The 18,125-nt window shown below is 74.2% G+C and carries 21 protein-coding genes; 11 read left to right on the plus strand and 10 right to left on the minus strand.

Annotated elements, in window-relative coordinates:
- Positions 1-49: 49 nt before the first annotated feature.
- Positions 50-556, minus strand: a complete 507-nt coding sequence (locus ACI1MP_RS36560; RefSeq protein ID WP_100588466.1) for a GNAT family N-acetyltransferase — start codon at positions 554-556, stop codon at positions 50-52.
- Between the two features lie 49 nt (positions 557-605).
- On the minus strand, positions 606-2,042 hold the full coding sequence (locus ACI1MP_RS36565) for a DUF2252 domain-containing protein (protein WP_404870659.1): 1,437 nt from the start codon (positions 2,040-2,042) through the stop codon (positions 606-608).
- Positions 2,043-2,237: 195 nt separating this feature from the next.
- On the opposite strand from ACI1MP_RS36565, the gene ACI1MP_RS36570 reads away from it, so the two are divergent.
- A complete protein-coding gene (locus ACI1MP_RS36570; protein WP_100588553.1) occupies positions 2,238-2,639 on the plus strand; it encodes a pyridoxamine 5'-phosphate oxidase family protein in 402 nt (133 codons plus the stop codon).
- Between the two features lie 83 nt (positions 2,640-2,722).
- Here the strand turns inward: ACI1MP_RS36570 and ACI1MP_RS36575 are convergent, their stop codons facing one another.
- Positions 2,723-3,499 (minus strand): methyltransferase domain-containing protein, encoded by a 777-nt coding sequence (locus ACI1MP_RS36575; RefSeq protein ID WP_380337650.1) that lies wholly within the window; start codon positions 3,497-3,499, stop codon positions 2,723-2,725.
- A 130-nt stretch (positions 3,500-3,629) separates the two neighbouring features.
- Positions 3,630-4,160, minus strand: a complete 531-nt coding sequence (locus ACI1MP_RS36580; protein WP_380337653.1) for a 2'-5' RNA ligase family protein — start codon at positions 4,158-4,160, stop codon at positions 3,630-3,632.
- A gap of 62 nt (positions 4,161-4,222) precedes the next feature.
- Here ACI1MP_RS36580 and ACI1MP_RS36585 point away from each other — a divergent pair, with 62 nt between their 5' ends.
- The 3 genes from ACI1MP_RS36585 (at position 4,223) to ACI1MP_RS36595 (ending at position 7,074) form a co-directional block, all read left to right on the plus strand.
- Positions 4,223-4,723 carry a DUF2809 domain-containing protein gene (locus ACI1MP_RS36585; RefSeq protein WP_404870660.1) on the plus strand — a complete coding sequence of 167 codons (501 nt, stop codon included), beginning with the start codon at positions 4,223-4,225 and terminating at the stop codon, positions 4,721-4,723.
- A gap of 178 nt (positions 4,724-4,901) precedes the next feature.
- Positions 4,902-5,999, plus strand: coding sequence for a chemotaxis protein (locus tag ACI1MP_RS36590; protein WP_189274038.1), 1,098 nt, complete (start codon positions 4,902-4,904; stop codon positions 5,997-5,999).
- A gap of 190 nt (positions 6,000-6,189) precedes the next feature.
- Positions 6,190-7,074, plus strand: coding sequence for an IS5 family transposase (locus ACI1MP_RS36595; RefSeq protein WP_404870661.1), 885 nt, complete (start codon positions 6,190-6,192; stop codon positions 7,072-7,074).
- Positions 7,075-7,097: 23 nt separating this feature from the next.
- On the opposite strand, the gene ACI1MP_RS36600 is transcribed toward ACI1MP_RS36595, so the two are convergent.
- The 3 genes from ACI1MP_RS36600 to ACI1MP_RS36610 form a co-directional block, all read right to left on the minus strand.
- The gene (locus ACI1MP_RS36600; protein ID WP_100588471.1) at positions 7,098-7,826 is read right to left on the minus strand and encodes a VIT family protein; all 729 of its coding nucleotides are present in this window, start codon (positions 7,824-7,826) and stop codon (positions 7,098-7,100) included.
- Positions 7,827-7,911: 85 nt separating this feature from the next.
- Positions 7,912-8,541, minus strand: a complete 630-nt coding sequence (locus tag ACI1MP_RS36605) for a Clp protease N-terminal domain-containing protein (RefSeq protein WP_404870662.1) — start codon at positions 8,539-8,541, stop codon at positions 7,912-7,914.
- Positions 8,542-8,619: 78 nt separating this feature from the next.
- Positions 8,620-9,198 carry an EF-hand domain-containing protein gene (locus ACI1MP_RS36610; protein WP_380337665.1) on the minus strand — a complete coding sequence of 193 codons (579 nt, stop codon included), beginning with the start codon at positions 9,196-9,198 and terminating at the stop codon, positions 8,620-8,622.
- Between the two features lie 154 nt (positions 9,199-9,352).
- On the opposite strand from ACI1MP_RS36610, the gene ACI1MP_RS36615 reads away from it, so the two are divergent.
- Entirely contained in the window at positions 9,353-9,811 is a 459-nt protein-coding gene (locus tag ACI1MP_RS36615) for a MarR family winged helix-turn-helix transcriptional regulator (RefSeq protein WP_404870663.1), read from the plus strand.
- Between the two features lie 98 nt (positions 9,812-9,909).
- Positions 9,910-10,983, plus strand: coding sequence for a protein kinase (locus tag ACI1MP_RS36620; protein WP_404870664.1), 1,074 nt, complete (start codon positions 9,910-9,912; stop codon positions 10,981-10,983).
- Here the strand turns inward: ACI1MP_RS36620 and ACI1MP_RS36625 are convergent.
- On the minus strand, positions 10,973-11,644 hold the full coding sequence (locus tag ACI1MP_RS36625; protein ID WP_232734165.1) for a transglycosylase SLT domain-containing protein: 672 nt from the start codon (positions 11,642-11,644) through the stop codon (positions 10,973-10,975). The genes ACI1MP_RS36620 and ACI1MP_RS36625 overlap by 11 nt on opposite strands.
- A gap of 283 nt (positions 11,645-11,927) precedes the next feature.
- On the opposite strand from ACI1MP_RS36625, the gene ACI1MP_RS36630 reads away from it, so the two are divergent.
- Both ACI1MP_RS36630 and ACI1MP_RS36635 read left to right on the plus strand, forming a co-directional pair.
- Complete coding sequence (locus ACI1MP_RS36630) at positions 11,928-12,632, plus strand: DUF6542 domain-containing protein (RefSeq protein ID WP_404870665.1); 705 nt, start codon at positions 11,928-11,930, stop codon at positions 12,630-12,632.
- Positions 12,625-14,199: an LCP family protein gene (locus ACI1MP_RS36635; RefSeq protein WP_387997558.1), complete on the plus strand. Its 1,575-nt coding sequence runs from the start codon at positions 12,625-12,627 to the stop codon at positions 14,197-14,199. The genes ACI1MP_RS36630 and ACI1MP_RS36635 overlap by 8 nt, the downstream gene beginning before the upstream one ends.
- Before the next feature lie 78 nt (positions 14,200-14,277).
- Here the strand turns inward: ACI1MP_RS36635 and ACI1MP_RS36640 are convergent, their stop codons facing one another.
- Entirely contained in the window at positions 14,278-15,210 is a 933-nt protein-coding gene (locus ACI1MP_RS36640; protein ID WP_404870666.1) for a M56 family metallopeptidase, read from the minus strand.
- A 3-nt stretch (positions 15,211-15,213) separates the two neighbouring features.
- Positions 15,214-15,666, minus strand: a complete 453-nt coding sequence (locus ACI1MP_RS36645; protein ID WP_189274025.1) for a BlaI/MecI/CopY family transcriptional regulator — start codon at positions 15,664-15,666, stop codon at positions 15,214-15,216.
- A 228-nt stretch (positions 15,667-15,894) separates the two neighbouring features.
- On the opposite strand from ACI1MP_RS36645, the gene ACI1MP_RS36650 reads away from it, so the two are divergent.
- From ACI1MP_RS36650 to ACI1MP_RS36660, 3 genes are all read left to right on the plus strand, one after another.
- On the plus strand, positions 15,895-16,965 hold the full coding sequence (locus ACI1MP_RS36650; RefSeq protein WP_404870667.1) for a glycoside hydrolase domain-containing protein: 1,071 nt from the start codon (positions 15,895-15,897) through the stop codon (positions 16,963-16,965).
- 53 nt (positions 16,966-17,018) lie between these two features.
- Positions 17,019-17,723, plus strand: a complete 705-nt coding sequence (locus ACI1MP_RS36655; RefSeq protein ID WP_404870668.1) for a class I SAM-dependent methyltransferase — start codon at positions 17,019-17,021, stop codon at positions 17,721-17,723.
- Between the two features lie 101 nt (positions 17,724-17,824).
- Entirely contained in the window at positions 17,825-18,112 is a 288-nt protein-coding gene (locus ACI1MP_RS36660) for a hypothetical protein (RefSeq protein WP_100588482.1), read from the plus strand.
- Positions 18,113-18,125: the final 13 nt, after the last annotated feature.

Raw genomic sequence — 18,125 nt, forward strand, 5'->3', positions numbered from 1 at the left:
CCGGGACGGTGTGCCAGCCACCGGCGGCCGGGCGGGCCACCGGGGTGGCTCAGAGGGTACGGCGCATCGCCAGCCGCGGCCAGCGGTCCAGTCCGTGCGCCGCCTCCCGCGCCCGCACCTCGCGCAACTCCGGCCCGAGCAGGTCCTCCGGCACCGGCCGGAACCCGCAACGCTCGTAGTACGGCGCGTTCCACGGCACCTCGGCGAACGTCGTCAGCGTCAGCGCGGGCAGCCCCTCAGCCCGCGCCACCTCCGCCGCGTGCTCCAGCAGCGCCCGCCCGACACCCCGGCGCGCCGCGTCCGGATGCACCGACACCTGCTCCACGTGCAACGCGTCGTCGACCCGCTCGGCGATCAGGTACGCGACCGGACGGTCCTCGTCGTCCACCGCCACCCAGGCCTGCCCCGCCTCGACGAAACGCGTCAACTCCTCAACCGACAGCGGCTCGTCCTCCGCGATCTCCGCCATCCCCACCTGGTGGAACCACCGGCCGGCGGCCCGCTCGATCTCCTGGAGCACCGACAGTTCCGCGACCTGTACCGTTCGTACCTTCATACGCCCATTGTGCCCGGCCCCGACGCCCGCCCCCGCCCGCCCTGTTCCGTCAGGCCGGCGGCTCGGCGGCGAGGCGGCCGGAGCGGATCGCGGCGAGCAGGGCCGCGTGGTCGGCCTCGGAGCGGTCGGCGTAGGCGACGGCGAACGCGGCCAGGGCCTCGTCCAGGCGGTCGTCCTTGCCGCAGTAGCCGGCGATCAGGGCCGCGTCGGCGGTGTGGGCGTGGGCCCGGGCCAGCAGGGCGCCGGTCAGCCGGCCGTAGTCGTCCAGCTGGTCGGGCGTCAGGGCGACCGGATCCACACTGCCCTTGCGATTGCGGAACTGGCGTACCTGGTAGGGGAGTCCGGCCACGGTGGTCCAGCCCATCAGCGGATCGGACACCACCTGCATGCGCTTCTGCCCGAGCACCACCCGGCGGCCCTCGTGCCCGCCCTCCGCCGGCACCGGGAACCCGGCCCGCACCAGGTGCGGCAGCAGCACCGACGGGCGGGCCTCCTTCACCTGGAGCACCAGCGGCCCGCCCCGGCGGTCCGTCAGCAGCACCACGTACGAGCGGGTGCCGACACTGCCCGTGCCGACCACCCGGAACGCCACGTCCTGCACCCGGAACCGGGCCAGCAGCGGATGCAGCTCCGCCGGCACCGTGTGCCGGTACGAGGCCAGCGAGTCCGCTATCAACCCGGCCTGACGGTCCGTTAGTTCAGCCAGGATCGGCGGGGCCGGCGTGAACCGCCAACCCCCGTCCCCGGTACGGACGGTGGAGCGGGCCGCGAACTTCGCGCCGGTGTTGCGCAGCGCCTTCGCCGACACCGCCGCCAGCACCTCGCTCAGCTCGTGCGCGTCGGCGAACTCCACCAACTGGTGGTCCGCGATGGCGTCCCAGGCGTTCCACGCGTCCAGCGCCGGCAGCTTCGCCAACCGCCGCATCGTCCGCCGGTACGTCGCCGCCGCGTCGAAGGCCGCCCGGCGGCAGGCGGGTTCGTCCGCGCCCAGCTGGCGGCCCGCCAGCACCAGGCTCGCCACCAGCCGCTTCAGGTCCCACTCCCACGGGCCGGGCACCGTCTCGTCGAAGTCGTTCAGGTCCAACGCCAACCGGCCCCGGGCATCCCCGTACAGGCCGAAGTTGGCCGCGTGCGCATCCCCGCACAGCTGCGCCGTGACACCGCTCACCGGCGTGGTCGCCAGATCGTGAGCCATCAGGCCGGCCGAACCGCGCAGGAACGCGAACGGCGACGCCGCCATCCGCCCCACCCGCAGCGGCACCAGCTGCGGCAGGCGGCCCGCGTTCGCCGACTCCACCGCCGCCACCACCTCCGGCCGCGCCGACGACGAAACCAGCAGCGAGTGCGACTCCAGCGGCACCCGCTCGCGCAGCAGCTTCCCGCGCCGCTTCGGGCCTTCCGCCGACAGCGCCGGATCCACCTCCGCCCACTGCGCGGCCGGCTCCCGGCCCGGGAACGCGGAACCCTCCCCGGCGAATCCGTCCACCGTGAACTCCCGTGCGAACGACGAAAGTTGCCCGCCCTCTCCGACCTCCACCGCCGACACCCCGGACTCCCTCCGCCACCGTGCCACACCCGACAGGGACCGCCCCCACCAGCGGTGACGCTACCCGGCCCGGCCCGCACCCCCACCGGGCGGGTCCGTCGCCGGCCGCCGAACACCCGGCCGTACCATGCCGACATGGCACACGACATCCACAACCTCGACCCCGCGTACCTCGCCTTCTGGCGCGACTACCACCTGTGCACGCTCACCACGCTGCGCCCCGACGGCAGCCCGCACGTCGTGCCCGTCGGCGCGACCTTCGACCCCGGGACCGGGATCGCGCGAGTCATCAGCAGCCGGGAGAGCCGGAAGGTCCGCAACGTGCTGGCCGCCGGCGAGGCCGGGCAGCGGGTCGCCATCTGCCAGGTCGACCGGGCCCGGTGGGCCACCCTGGAAGGCCGCGCCGTGATCCGCCAGGACGCCGCCTCGGTCGCCGACGCCGAGCGCCGCTACGCCGAGCGCTACCGGCAGCCGCGCGAGAACCCCGAGCGGGTGGTCATCGAGATCACCGTCGACCGGGCCCTCGGCCGCGCCTGAGCGCCTTCGGGCTTGGGCGCCTTCGGGCTTGGGCGCCTTCGGGCTTGGGCGCCTTCGGGCTTGGGCCGGCGGACCGGAGGCCGTCAGGCCCGGGCGGTGACGACGTGGAAGGTGACGGTGGCCAGGAACGGGCCGGCGGCGAGATGCGCCAGCCAGCGGTCGGCGTCGGCAGCGGACAGGTAGCCGGCCGCGACGGCGCGGCGGGTGACCCGTTGCAGGCCGAGCACCCGGTCGGCGGTGGCCACCTCGCGGAACACCGGGGTCAGCGGGTGGACGTCGACCACCTCGAAACCGGCCTCGGCCGCCAGCCGGGGCAGTTGACTGCCGATCCGGGCGTTGCGCACCGCATGGTCGGTGACGTACCGGGTGTACGCGGCCGTCAGCGACGGCTCCGGGTGATCGACCGTCAAGGTCCCCCAGTCCGGCTCGCCCAGCACCAGCAGGCCACCGGGACGCAGCACCCGGTGGGCCTCGCGCAGGGCGAGCGCCGGATCCGCGACGTGCTGCAGCACCCGGTCGGCCCGCGCCCGGTCGCAACTCGCGTCCGCCATCGGCAGATCGTGCACGTCGGCGAGCCGCACCGCGACCTGGAACAGGTGCGCCGTCCGGTCGGTGGCCGCGTCCGCCGCCTCCCGGTCGTGGTCCACCCCGTACACGGTGCCCTCCGCGCCGACCGCCTCGGCCAGCGCCGCCAGATCCGTGCCCGGGCCGCACCCCAGGTCCACCACCGTGTGACCGCGCTCGGCGGCGAGCGCCGTGAGCATCGTCGCCTTGTAGTGCAGACCCGGATCCGAGACGGCCAGTCGATCCAGGTAGGCGATCGGGTCGGGCGGCACGGTCTCGAACACACGGGAGGTCATGACCGGAAGTCAATCAAACCCGGACCCACCAGGGGAAGCGTCTTCCCCCAGGACAAGGGGCGTACGCCGGGGAGGCCAGGGAGGTCGACGGGGGAGCGGCGGCGCGCTCCCGGCCCCGGCGGGACCGGCCTCAGGAACCCGACGGCAGGGGGACGGTGAGCTGGGTCTCCGAGTCGAACGTCCGCGCCGCGTCGAAGGTTCCCGTCAAGTCGGGGTGACGGCCCAGCAGTTCGTGCGCCTGCGCGAGCGCGGCCGGCTCCAGGCGACGGGTCAGACCCAGATGCGGCATCCAACGGCCGGGCAGATACCGCGGATCGGGATCCGGTGCGGCCGCCAGCAGCCGCCACACCTCGCGGTGCAGCTCCACCAGCGCCGGGCTCGGCACCACGCCCCAGGTCAGCACCCGTCGCCGGCTGCGCGCGGCGAACGACAGCAGACCGGCGAACCGCACCTCCAACGGCAGCGCGCCCGCCAGCAGTTCACCCAGCTCGGCGAGCCGCTCCGGCTCGATCGCGCCGCACGCCGCCAAGGTCAGGTGCGGCCGGTGCGCCGGATGCGGAAGGTCCGCCAACGAATCCACCCCGCCGTCGGCCAGCTGCCGCCACACCGTCCGTACCGCCCGGTCCAGCGCCGGTGCACAGGTCAACTCGATGGTTCGCATCGCCCCACGGTAAGGCCTGCCCCGGCCGTACCCGTGAGCGCCCCGTGTGATGGGCTGTCCGGATGCGCACCATTGACCCGTCCTCGCCGCACCGATCGTTGAACAGCCGTGAACTGATGGACCGTCGGGAGGGGTGGAAGGCCCGGGCCGGCTGGGTGTCGGCCGCCGTGGCGGTCCTCGGGTCGGGTCTGGTCGTCCCCGGCCTGCTGCCGGCCGCCGCCGGGGCGCTGCTCGGCGGTGCGCTCTACACCGCGCTGCTGCACACGCTGCTGATGGCCGCCGCGCCGCGCCTGCGGCCGTGGACGGCCGGCGCCGCCGCGCTCGCCGCCGGCTGGGCCGTCGAACTGTTCCAGCTCACCGGCGTCCCCGAGTCGCTCGCCGCCCGCAGCCGGCTGGCCCGGCTCGCCCTCGGCACCACCTTCGACGCCTCCGACCTGCTCGGCTACACCCTCGGCGCACTCGCCGCCGTTGCGGCCCACCTCGCCGCGCGCCGCCTCGCCCGGCGGATCGCCCGTCGGACAGCCCGACGCCCGGCGGCGGGGCGCGCCCGGCAGGTCGGGTAGCGGCAGGTAGGTCGGGTAGCGGCGGGTCGGGCAACGGCCGGGGCAAGCGCGGCGTGTCGGGCGGGCGCGCGGTACGACGCGCCCGAGGGCAGATGGGTACATTTGGGACATTCGGGAGCAGAATCAGGCTTCGCGCGTCCACGCACAGAAGGCCGAACCGCCTTCGGAAAGGGTCTCCATGTACCCCGCCCTCAGCCCCGCCGTCCTCGCCGAGCTGCGCCGGCCGCGCCCGTACCCGGCGGTGTCGATCCTGATGCCCACGCACCGGCGGGAGCCGGACAACGCGCAGGACCCGGTCCGGCTGCGCAACCTGGTGGCCGAGGCGAAGGAGCGGGTCCAGAACGACCCCGCGGTCGACCGGGCCGTCCGGATCGACGTCCTGGGGCAGCTCGACCGGGCCCTCACCGAGGTCGACCTGGTGCACGCCGAGGACGGCCTGGCGATCCTCGCCGCGCCCGGCGAACACCAGGTGTGGTCACTCGGCCGTACCGCCCCCGCCCGGGTGGTCCTGTCCGACACCTTCCTGACCCGCAACCTGGTCGCCGCGCAGATCGCCGAACGCCCGCACTGGGTGCTCGCCGTCGCCGCCGACCGGGTGGTGCTGTGGGGCGGCACCCAGGAACGCGTCACCGAGGAGAAGGCGTACGGCTTCCCGCTGGTCCGCGAGTACGACAACCCCGACCCGGAACGCCAGGAGCAGATCGGCGACACCCCCAGCACCTTCCGCGACGAGGAGACCAAGACCTTCCTCCGGCAGGCCGACACCGAGATCGGCAAGGTGCTCGCCGCCGACCCCCGCCCGCTCTACGTGGTCGGCGACGCGCCCGCGCTCGCCCTGCTGGACGCCGTCGGCCCGATGGCCAAGGAATCCAGCGCGCAGCTCCCGCACGGCGGCCTCGCCCAGGGCGGCGCCGAGACCGTCCGCCAGGTGGTCGAACCCGCCGTCCGCGCCCACGCGGACCAGGAGATCTCCGACGCGCTCGCGCAGCTCGACAAGGCGCGCGGCCGCAAGGCCTTCGCGGCCGGCCTGGACGAGGTCTGGCAGACCGTCGGCGAGGGCCGGATCGCCCTGCTGGTCGTCGAGGAGAACTTCCGCACCACCGTCCGCGACGACGGCGACCACCTGGTGCCCGCCGAGGCCGACCAGCCCGGCGCCCGCGAGGACATCGTCGACGAGGTCATCGAACGCGCGCTGGACGCGGGCGCCAAGGTCAGCTTCGTCCCGGACGGGACCCTCTCGGACGCGGGGCGGATCGCGGCGGACCTGCGCTACTGACGCTGCGAAACAGGGGCGCGTGGAGGGTATCCCTCGGGAGGTACCGCCACGCGACCCTGATGGTGCAGCCCCCAGTTGTGCAGCCCCCGGTTGTGCTCGCCTCTCAGAAAGTGTTGGGTAATTGATCAACTGCGCGTTGTGATGCGGTGGTGGTGATCTCCGTGGCGGCCGGTCCGCGAAGATCGCCGCCATGTGTGTCTGTGCGTGCAAGCCGTCCTACAACTCGTCGTTGACGGATGCTCAGTGGGCGGTGATCGAGCCGCTGCTGCCGGAGCGGGATCCGCGCCGGGCCGGTCGTCCGCTGAAGTTCCCGCGTCGGCTGGTGGTGGACACCGTGTTGTACGTGCTGGTCAGCGGCTGTGCGTGGAGGCTGGTGCCGCACGACCTCGCGCCGTGGGACGTGGCCTACCGGTGGTTTCGTGCGTGGACGGCGGACCGCACGTGGGACCGGGTTCACGACGTGCTGCGCGAGCGGGTCCGGGTGGCGGACGGCCGGGATCCGCAGCCCTCGGCGGCGGTGCTGGATTCGCAGTCGGCCCGCAGCCACCAGGGCGGCGAGGCGATCGGCTACGACGCGGGCAAGCGGGTGCGAGGCCGGAAGCGGCACTTGCTGGTGGACACCTGCGGGCTGGTGCTGCGGGCGGTCGTGCACGCGGCCTCGGTGCAGGACCGGGCGGGTGCGAAGCTGGTCCTGGCCGGTGTCCGGGAGTTGTTTCCGCAGGTCGGGCTGGTCTGGGTCGACGGCGGCTACGTGAACGTCGTCGATGCCGGGCTGGTCGGTTGGGCGGCGGAACGCGAAGGCCTGGAGCTCGTCGCGGTGCCGCGGAATGCGGATGTGAAAGGCTTCCGGGTGCTGCCCCGCAGGTGGGTGGTCGAGCGGACATTCTCCTGGCTGGGGCGGTGCAGGCGGTTGGCACGGGACTACGAGCGCAAGACCGCGCATGCCGAAGCGATGATCAAGGTCGCCATGATCCGTCTCATGGCCGCCCGCCTCGCCGGCGAGGAGATCGCACCGCGCGGCCCCATCGAGACCGAAGCAGCCCGCCGCCTCGCCGACGACCTCAAGAACGAGTGATCACCCGATTACCCAACACTTTCTCAGCCGGTGGACGCCCCGAGGATCGTGCCGACCGCGTAGGTCACGCCCATCGCGATGCCGCCGCCCAGGACGTTGCGCAGCACCGCCCGGCGCGGGTCCGCGCCGCCGAGGCGGGCGCTCGCCCAGCCTGTCACCACCAGGGCCGCCAGGACCGCGACCACCGTGATCCACACGCGATGGGTGGGCGGCGGCAGGACGATCGCCAGCAGCGGCAGCAGCGCACCCACCGTGAACGCGGCGAAGGAGGCCCACGCGGCGTGCCAGGGATCGGTCAACGCCTCGGGGTCGATGCCGAGTTCGGTCTCCGCGTGGGCGGCCAGCGCGTCGTGCGCGGTGAGCTGCACCGCGACCTGGTGCGCCAGTTCCGGGTCCAGGCCCTTCGCCTCGTACAGGCCGGCCAGTTCGGCGAGCTCCGCCTCCGGCGTCAGGTGCAGCTCCCGCCGCTCCATGGCCAGCGCCGCCTGCTCGGCGTCCCGCTGGGTGCTCACCGACACGTACTCGCCCGCCGCCATCGACAGCGAGCCCGCCAGCAGGCCCGCCAGACCCGCCGTCAGCAGTTCGGTGGAGGTGGCGTTCGCACCCGCCACACCCACGACCAGGCCTGCCGTCGACACCACGCCGTCGTTCGCGCCCAGCACTGCTGCCCGCAGCCAGTTCAACCGGTCGCCCAGCGCACCGCTGTGCGCCTCGCCGTGTTCGATCGGGCCCTGCCCCTGAGAAGCCGTCATGACCCCAGTCTGCCCGTCGACGCCCCGGCAGACCCGCAGCGGCGGCGGGACGCCGGGGAGCGCGTCGCGAGGAGGTGCGGAGTTCTCAGGCGGCGGACAGGCGGCGGGTCAGCTCGCGGTGCACCTGGCGGGTGGTGAGGCCCAGGGTGTGCAGGGCGAGACGGCCCGGTCCCGAGGCGTCCGACTCCAGGACGGCCAGCAGCAGGCGCTCGGTGAGCAGGCCCGCCCCGGCCGATGGGTCGGCGAGGCGCTGGTGGACCCGCGCCGCGCCCGCCGCGAACGGCGGGAACTCGCCGCGCGGCACCGGCGGCAACGGCCAGGCGTGGTCCTCCCAGGCCTGCACCAGCGCGGACTCCCACGCCTGCTGCGACACGCCCAGGCCCGCGAGCACCGCGGGCGCCGTGCCGTCGGCCGCCGTCAATGCCAGCAGCAGGTGGCCGGTGTTGGTCTCGCGGTGGCCCAGCAGCCGCGCCCGCTGCCGGGCCTCGTCCAGCAGTGCGTCCGTCTCGTCCTCCGCCGCCTGGGCCTCCTCGGAGCGGGCGCCGGCCGCCCCCGCCGGGCCCGCCGTCGCGAGGCAGTGTTCCACCAGTCGGTGGCCCAGCTCGGTCAACTCCCGTGCCAGCCGGTGCGCGTACGCGATCCGCTCGACGTCCGGGGCCCCGGCCGTCTCGGCGTCGACCCGGGCCACCCACCCCGCAAGATCCAGATCTGTCATGTCCACCAGGCTGCCCGGGGCCCCGCCGCCCGGTCAAACCGGCCGAGGAATGGTCAACGGCGGCTCACCGCAGTGCCATCAGAGCGTGGTCGGGTCCGGATTGCCCTGCGGGCTGCCGGTCCACCAGTTCCCCGGCGCCTGCGGATCGCTGCTGGTCCAGTACTCGACGATCGCGGTGACGAACTCCTCCGGGGACAGCGCGCCGTCGCCGTCCCGGTCCAGGTGCGCGAACGCGGTGTCCGCGTCGACGCGCCGCAGCTGCGGGAAGTGGCCGCGCTGGAAGAGGAAGAACTCGTCCTGGTCCACCACCCCGTTGCCGTCCGCGTCCGCCACCGCCAGGAACGCCCGGGCCAGCCCGCCGAGCGCCGCCTCGGCCACCGCCGGATCGTCGGCCAGCGCCGCGGTCGACTCCAGGAACTGCGCGCGTCTCATCGCCCGTGCCCCGTCGGGCAGTTGGGGCAGGTGCACCTCGCGCCAGATCGTCAGGTACGCGTCCACCACCCGCTTCTCCTGCGGCGACCCGGCCGGGTGGCCCAGCGAGCGCGCCACCGACTGGCCCATCAGGACGTGGTCCTGTTCGGTGAGCAGGCCGTCGCCGTCCGCGTCGAGGTGGTCGAAACCGTGGCTGATCTTGGCGATGAGCAGGTCCTCGGACACTGATGACCCTCCGCTGGCAAGGAATTGACGGAGAGTCAGTTTAGGGGCCGCGTCAACGGGCGGGGCGCGGAGGGCGTGATCGGCGCTTGACCTCAAGCGGACTTGAACTTCTAGGCTCGGCCGCATCGACCTGAGACCAGGGGAGGACCCGGCCGTGGAGTACACGCACAGCGACGCCGAACTGATCAAGCAGCCCATCGGGTACTGGAGTTGGGCGGCCTACAAGGCCGTCGTCACCCGCACCCGCGGGGCGTTGGCCGAGCTCGGCACCAACCAGCCGCAGTGGTGGGTGCTCGCCCAGCTCGCGCACGCCACCGAACCGCGCAGCCGCACCGAGATCTCCGACCTGCTGAGCGGCTACCTCGACGCCGGGCCGGAGGCGATGGAGGCCGAGATCGACCTGACCGTCGAGCGCGGCTGGGTCACCCAGTCCGCCGACGGCCTGCTCGCCCTGACGCCCGAGGGCCGGGCGCTGTTCACCAAGGCCGCCGCCCGCCAGGACGAACTGTGGGCCGAACGGCACCGGGACATCTCCGACGAGGAGTACCTGACCACGATGAAGGTCCTGCAGCGGTTCATCCACAACACCGGCGGCCGGGCCTGGCACCACTGACCGCCCGCCGCCCGCCGCCCGCCGCCCGCCGCCCGCCGCCCGCCGGTCGCCCGGCGGTAGGGTCGGACGGACCACACCGCCGTGCCCGGGAGCTGCCGATGCGTCACGCCGACGATCCGACCGACGCCCGGATCAGGACCCACGGGCGCGTCGCCACCGTGCTCGCCCTGCTCGGCGACCGGCAGCTGGGCGAACTGCTGGACGCCGCGGGCGAGTCGGGGCCCGTCGCCGCCGGGATCGGCGGTCGGGCGGGCGCGGTGGAGGTCGACGGCACCCGGGTCTTCGTCAAACGGGTGCCGCTCACCGACCTGGAACTCGAACCGGCCCACGTCCGCAGCACCGCCAACCTGTTCGAGCTGCCCGGGTTCTACCAGTACGGCATCGGCTCCACCGGCTTCGGCGCCTGGCGCGAGCTCGCCGCCCACGCCCTCACCACCCACTGGGTGCTCGACGGCGCCTACGAGGGCTTCCCGCTGATGCACCACTGGCGCGTGCTGCCCGACACCCCGCCGGCCGGCTTCATGGACGAGTTCGGCGGGGTCGACGGCGCCGTCGCCCACTGGGACGGACACCCGGCCGTGCGCAGGCGGCTGGAGGCGCTGGCCGGCGCCTCGCACAGCCTGGTGCTGTTCCTCGAACACCTGCCGCACACCCTCGCCGACTGGCTCCACGACCATCCCGATCGCACCGGCGCCCCGCAGCTGTGGGCGGCCGAGGAACTGGCCCGCGGCACCCGGTTCATGAACGAACGCGGCTTCCTGCACTTCGACGCGCACTTCCGGAACGTGCTCACCGACGGCCGCCTGATCGCGTTCGCCGACTTCGGCCTCGCCCTCGGCGAACGCTTCGACCTCACCCCGGCCGAGCGCCGCTTCCTCGCCGACCACCGCGGCTACGATCGGCACTACACCGCCGCCCACCTGCTCCAGCACCACCTGCTGGACCGCTACCGCGGCGAGCGCGAACGCACCGACTTCCTGCGCGCCTGGCTCGCCGGACACCGCCCCGCCACCGTGCCCGGACCCGCAGCCACCCTGCTCGACCGGCACGCCCCGACCGCCGTGGCGCTGGACGGGTTCCACCGCCGCCTGCTGAGGGAGAGCAAGCTCACGCCCTACCCGCGGGCCGAACTCGAACAGGCGGCGACCGACCGGCGAACCGTCAGGCCTTGACGAGCTCGCCGGACTTCGCCCAGTTGTCGTGCAGCCGGTCCAGGTACGACCGGGCCTCCGGGCCCGGGTTCGCGCCGCGCGCGAACGCCAGCATGTTGCCGGCGCCCGTGTTGTAGCCGAGCGCCATCAGCTCGTTCCGGTTGTACGACCCCGCCCACTTCGCGGGCAGCTGCGCCCCCAGGTCGTGCAGGTGCCAGGCCGCCGCCTGCACCGCCAGCGCCGGATCGTCCGGCAGGTCCTCCCACGGCCGGGCGGCGAACGACCGGTTGCGGCGGCACTCCTCGTACGCGGCGCGGTGCATGTTGGCGATGCCGAACGAGGCCTCCGGCTTCATCTTCTGCCAGGCCCGCTCGACGTCCGGCCCGTGCGGCTTGTACGACTCGTTGAACAGGATCGCCATCACCAGCTGCGGGTCGACCCCCGCCTCGGCGGCGTACTTGCGCACCTCCGGGACGAACCGCGGCGGCGAGTAGTCGGCCGAGCCGCGCGGCGTCGACGAGGAGTCGGGCGAGGGCGTGCCCGCCGACGGGGCCGGGGCGGAGGCGGCGGGCGGGGCCCCGGCCGCCGGGGCCGCGGAGTCGCCGCCGCGTTCGTACAGCCAGATGCCGAGCACCGCCAGGGCCAGCACCGCCCACGGCCATTTCGCGCCGCGCTCCGCCACTGCCGGGCCTCCTTCTGTCCGGGTCCGCCTGCCCGGCCACCGGTCCGTCGCCGACCGGCGGCCGTGTCCTGCCGACGGCCTGCTGCGTTCTGCCAGGTGTCGCCCGCGGCGGGCGGCCCGCCGCGACGACCTGGGGGTGAGCTTACGTACCCGGAATGAATTTGTATGCTTCGCTCCAACCTCTACATGCGTGTAGAGGAACCGGACGGCGTCCGGTGTGCGTCTGTCAGGCCGAACCGGCCGAACGTCGCACCGGCGACGCGGCAGTGGACAAGGGGTGACCATGACCGGGCGAAGGCCGGCGCGCTCGCGCGGCGCGACACCGCTGTGGCGGGACGAGTACGGGCAGCAGGCGCCGACGCCGACCCCCGGACCGAGCGGGACGTCCATGCCGGCGCAGCGGGCCGGACGGCGGCAGCCGGAGGGCGCGCGCCGCGCCTCCGGGCGGCAGTCGGATAGCGCTTACCGGGCGTCCGAGCGGCAGTCGGAAAACGCTTACCGCGAGCCCGGGCGACGCGTCACCGAGCAGCGCCGGACCGGGGCGCAGCGGCGTTCCGGCGAGGGGCGCCCGGCCGCGGCCCCGCGGGCCGAGCGGCGCCGGTCGGCGGCCGCGTCCTCGAACCGGATGCCCGCGGTGCTGCCGGCGCTCGGACTGCCCGTGCTCGGGGCGCTCGCCGACGAACTGTTCGGCGGCGGACTCGGCTGGCTCTACTCGACGTGCGCGGTGCTCGGCGCGGGCATGGCCGCGCTGGTCGCGACCCGGCGCGGCTGGTGGTGGATCGTCAGTGGCGCACCCGTGGTCACGCTGACGGTGGCCTGCGCCGTCGACTACCTGGCGCGCAGCGACCGCTACCAGGGCGCCGGACTCGCCACCCAGGGCCTGCGGCTGGTCAGCGGTCAGTTCTGGCCGATGGTCGCCGCCGTCGCCGCGGCGCTGCTCGCCACCGTCGTCCGCACCCGCCGCACCCGGAAGGCCCACCATGGCTGAGCAACGCAGTGCCCGACGGGGCGGCGCCCGCCCGTCCCGCCCCGCCCCCCTGGTGATCGCCGGCCGCACCGTCGCCTGCGGCGTCTCGCTGGCCGTGCTCGCCGTCAGCGGCTTCGCCTGGTACACCGTCAACGACCTGAACGGCGTCACCCGCTCGCACGCCCTGGACGAGGCGAAGAAGAACGCCCCCAAGCACCTCGACAAGTCCATCAACCTGCTGCTGATCGGCCTGGACAGCCGAAAGGACATGGACGGCAACGACCTGCCGAAGGAGTTCGTCCAGGACGAACTGCACGCCGGCTCCAGCGAGATCGGCGGCTACAACACCAACTCGCTGATCGTGCTGCACATCCCGCCCAGCGGAAAGGTGCAGGCGGTGTCCATCCCGCGCGACGACTGGGTGCAGACGTACGGCGCGGACGGCAAGATGCACAAGATCAAGGAGGCGTACGGGTACGCCAAGGACGCCGCCGAGCAGAAGCTGCGCGCCAAGGGCGTCAAGGGCGCCGACCTGGAGCACCAGAGCCGCGAGGCCGGGCGCTCCGCCACCATCCAGACCGTGCAGAAGCTGCTCGACATCCCGATCGACCACTTCGCCGAGGTCAACCTGCTCGGCTTCTACGACATCGCCAAGGCCGTCCAGCCGATCACCGTCTGCCTGAACAAGCCCGTCAACGACCCGATCGTCTCCCGGGTCACCGACAGCAAGGGCAACGTGATCAGGCCCGGCGGCGGCACCGGCCTGCAACTGCCCGCCGGCGAGAGCCAGTTGGACGCCGCCCAGGCGCTCTCCTTCGTCCGCCAGCGGCACAACCTCACCAACGGCGACCTCGATCGCACCCACCGGCAGCAGGCCTTCATCGCCTCCGTCGAGTACAAGCTCAAGCAGCAGGGCGTGATGGACGACCTCGGCAAGATGCAGTCGCTGCTCGACGTGGTCAAGAAGGACGTGGTGATAGACGACGACTGGCAGATCCTCGACTTCGCCCAGCAGGCGCCCAACCTGACCGGCGGCAACGTCGAGTTCAACACCCTGCCGATCGACAAGTTCGCGAACATCGGCGGCCAGGAGGTCAACCAGGTCGACCCGGGCAAGCTGCGACGCATCGTCAAGCAGCTGTTCGGCCAGGCCGCCGCCGACCCCGCGCCCGCGCCCGCCGCCACGACCGACGCACCCGACGCCGCGCCGCCCGCCAACGCCGCCGACACCACCGTCGACGTGCTCAACGGCTCGCCCGTCACCGGCGCGGCCGCCGACGAGTCCAAGGCGCTGACCGCGCTCGGCTACCGGGCCGGAAAGGCCACCAACTCCGACACCAGGCCGAAGACCACCACCGTCAAGTACGGCGCCGGGGCCAAGGACGCCGCCCAGCAGATCGCCACCCGCTACGGCGCCACCGCCACCGCCTCGACCGCCGTCCTCGCCGGCCACGTCCAGATCACCCTCGGCACCGAGTACACCGCCCCCGGCGGGACGCCCACCGCCGGCGCCGACCCCAACCCCGCCGCGACGCTCCAGATGCAGGGCCCGCCGGTCAAGGCCGGGGGAGTGCCCTGCGTGGACTGACACCCGCCCGGAGCCCGCAGGGACGAGAGAAGGCCCCCGCCGAAGCAGCGGGGGCCTTCGCGTCGGTCGAGGGGCGGGTTACCAGGGCGTGGCGGCCTTCGCCAGCAGCAGCAGCGCCACCGCCGCGTTCAGCGCGAAGACCGCGGAGGCCGCCGTGCCCGCCGCCGCGACCATCGCCGCCAGACCGGCCGGACTGGCCGGCGGCGGCCAGGACTCGCCCAGGGCCGGGCTGAGCAGGGCCGTCACCCGGCGGGGGACCGGGCCCGGGGCGGCGAACGCCGCGAACGACGGGGCCGGCCCCGCGGAGCGCGTCACCAGCGCCGCCCGGGCCACCGCGCGGGCCGTCAACCGGCGGTCGCCCACCGAGCCCGCGGCCTCCTCGTCCGCCCACCGCTCCGTCGCATAGCCGACCGCCTTCTGCAACGGTCGCAGGAACGGGTTGACGCAGCTCGCCAACTGCGCCGCCAACAGGTAGCGGTGGTGACGGTTCGCCAGGTGCGAGCGCTCGTGCGCCAACAGCGCCCGCTGCTCGTCCGCGTCCAGGCTGTCCATCATCGCCGTCGACACCACCACCCGGCCCGGCACGCCCGGCACCGCGTACGCGTACGGCTCCGGGTCCGGCAGCACCACCAGGTCCGAGTCCAGCGGCATCGGCGCCAGCGCCCGCTGCGCCCGCGCCCGGATCCGCAGATGACGGCGCAACGAGCGCGAACACGCCGTCAACACCGTCACCAGGCCGACGACCGCGGCCGTGCCCACCTCCTCGTGGAACGGCACCGCCGTCCGGATCTCCGGATCCGACCAGCTGTCCGGCAGCGGGTTGCCCGGAATCTGCGCGGTGCCCACCACGAACAGCAGCCCCAGCGCCAGTGTGCTGCACACCGCCATCGACACGCCGATCCAGCTCAGCAGCCGCACCGCGCGACGCGGGTGCAGATGGTGCTCCGCGAGCCGCGCGATCGGCCACGACGTCAACGGCAGCACCAGCGGGAGGAAGACGAAGAAGCCCATGGATCAGCCCCCGCCGCCCCGGCCCGCGCCGCTCCCCGGCGGGTCCGCCGCGTTCAGCAGCGACCGCAGCAGCTGCTCGTCCTCGGGCGTCAACGCCGTCACGAAACTCGCCAGCACCGCGTCCCGGTCCGGCTCGGTGTCGAGCAGCCGGCGCATCCGGCGGGCCGTCAGACCCGCCGCCGCGTCCGCCGCCGCCGACCACACGTACGCCCGCCCGACCCGGCTGCGCGACACCGCCTGCTTCGCCAGCAGCCGCGACAGGATCGTCATCACCGTGGTGTACGCCAGCTCGCCGCCCAGCTGCTCCTGCACCCAGGACGCCGTCACCGGCCCCGGCGCGCCGTGCAGCACCGTGAGCACCTCGGTCGCCAGCTCACCCTGGCCGCGGCGCCGCCGGCCGCCCTCCTCGCCGTCACCGGACTCGCCCATCTCCGGATCGGGGCCCGCCAACTCCATCGGAGACTCCCTCCGCCGCGGCCGCCCCGCGCTCGACTCGGACTGTTCACCCCCATCCTAGGGGCCGCCCACCCGGCGGGACGGAGCGGGAAAGCGTTTACCGACCACGAACAAACAATTGACCGAGGACCCGCTATGGTGTGCGGCACCTGCGGTGATCATGTCTCGCCGCGCCCTCCCCCCACCTCGTTCCGCCCTGTTCCGCCGTGTTCCGCCCAGGAGAGCCCCGTGTCGCACCGCCGCACCCGCGCATCGTCCCGCCGCCCCCGGGGCCGCCGTGCCGTCCTGCTCTCCGCCGCCACCGTCCTGGTCATCGGCAGCGGCGTCGCCGCCCTCGCCGCCACTGCCAAGGACCACCCCGCCCCGCGCGCCGCCGAACCCGCCGCGAGCGCCCCCACCGACCCGGACACCGCACCCGCGCCCGGCGACAGCGCCTCCCCGTCCGCGTCCCCCTCCACCGCGGCCTCCCCGTCGGCGTCCGCCTCCGCGAAGCCCTCCGGATCCGCCTCCCCGTCGGCCTCCGCCGGCGCCACCGCCCCCGCGGCCGCCCGCAACGCCGCACCGGCCGCCAAGCCCGGCACCGCCCCCGCGACGTTCACCGGACTCGCCTTCGACACCTGCACCGCACCCCCGCTCGCCACCATGAACGCCTGGTACGGAACCTCCCCCTACGGCGCCGCCGCCGTCTACATCGGCGGCAGGAACCGAGGCTGCGCCCAGCCCCAGCTCACCGCCGGCTGGGTCGGCTCCGTCACCAGCACCGGCTGGAAGCTCGTCCCGCTGTACGTCGGCGCGCAGCCCCCGTGCCAGACCGGCAACAGCCCCGAGAAGCTCACCGCCGACACCGCCACCACGCTCGGCACCAGCGACGGCAACGACGCCGTCGCCAAGGCCGCCGCCCTCGGCATGCGCGCCGGCAGCACCCTCTACCTCGACGTCGAGGCCTACAACACCGCCGACACCGGCTGCGCCGACGCCGTTCTCGCGTACACCCAGTCCTGGAACCGCGCCGTGCACAACTCCGGCTACTGGGCCGGGTTCTACGGCTTCGCCTCGTCCAGCGCCGCCGGCATCGCCCAGGCCGCCGGGGCCGGCGCCGCCGACCTGCCCGACGCCCTCTGGTACGCCCGCTACGACGGCGCCGCCGACACCACCGGCAGCTTCCCGTTCGCCGGCGGCCTGTACACCGGCCACCGCCGCGCCCACCAGTACCAGGTCAACCAGAAGGAGACCTACGGCGGCGCCGCCCTCACCGTCGACCGCAACGCCTGGGACGCGCCCGTCGCCGTCGTCGGCTGACGGCCCGTCGGGGCAGGGGAGCCGGCGATGCCGGGGTGCGCTAGCGTGCCGCTGTGAACAGCGAACCCACGGACCCCGGCACCCTGTCGGCCATGGACAGCACCGCCGGATACGCCGACGCCGCCGAAGCCCTGGTCGAACAGTACGAGAGCGTGAGCTTCGCGGAGGTCCACCGCGAAGTGCTCCACCTGTTCCCGACCCGGCCCGCCGCCGTGCTCGACATCGGCGCGGGCAGTGGACGCGACGCCGCCGCCCTCGCCGCCGCCGGGCACCGCGTCACCGCCGTCGAACCCACCGCCGCGATGCGCGAACTCGCCCGCGCCCGGCACGCCCGGCACGCCGTCGACTGGGTCGACGACGCACTCCCGCAGCTGCCCGAACTCACCGCCCGCGCCGACCGCTACGAGCTGATCCTGCTCACCGCCGTCTGGATGCACCTCGACGCCGAACAGCGCGCCGCCGCCATGGCCACCCTGGCCCGCCTGCTCGCCGACGGCGGCCGGATCATCCTCTCGCTGCGCCACGGCCCGGTGCCGCCCGGCCGCCGGATGTTCCCGGTCGGCGCACCCGAGACGGTCGCCCTGGCCCGCGCCAACGGGCTGGCGCCGCTGTACCTCGCCCACCGCGAGGACCCGCACGCCAGGGCCGGCGTCAGCTGGACCTACCTCGCGCTGCACGCCGCCGACGAGCCGTCAGCTTCCGTCCCCGGGGCGCGGGACGGGCAGGGCCTGGCGGGAGACGGCGTCAGCAGGTCGTAAGGTGGAGACGCCCGGCGCCCGGCGGGTCGGCCGCGCGGCGTCGGCACCCATGACCGGCACGGCCCCGACGGCCGAGCACCGAGGGAAGGACGACCTGCGCCATGGCAGCTGACATCCGGGTGGAGCCCCTGGGCGACCGCGAATACCTGGTCCGGGTCGAGCAGGGCTCGGCCCAGGCCTCCACCCAGGTCCGGGTCACCGACGGCGTGTTCGACCGGACCGGGCTCCCGGAGGTCGAGGAGGGGCGCGTGGTGCACGAGACCGTGGCGTTCCTGATCGAGCGTCAGCCCGTGATCGACATTCCTCCGATGATCGACCTGGACGACCTCGCGGACGCCTACGGCGACAGCTACCTGGAGGAGCTGGAGCGCCGCCTCGGCAGCCGCTGAACGGGACCCCTGG

This window comes from Kitasatospora griseola, from assembly GCF_044999035.1.
Classification (GTDB): domain Bacteria; phylum Actinomycetota; class Actinomycetes; order Streptomycetales; family Streptomycetaceae; genus Kitasatospora; species Kitasatospora griseola.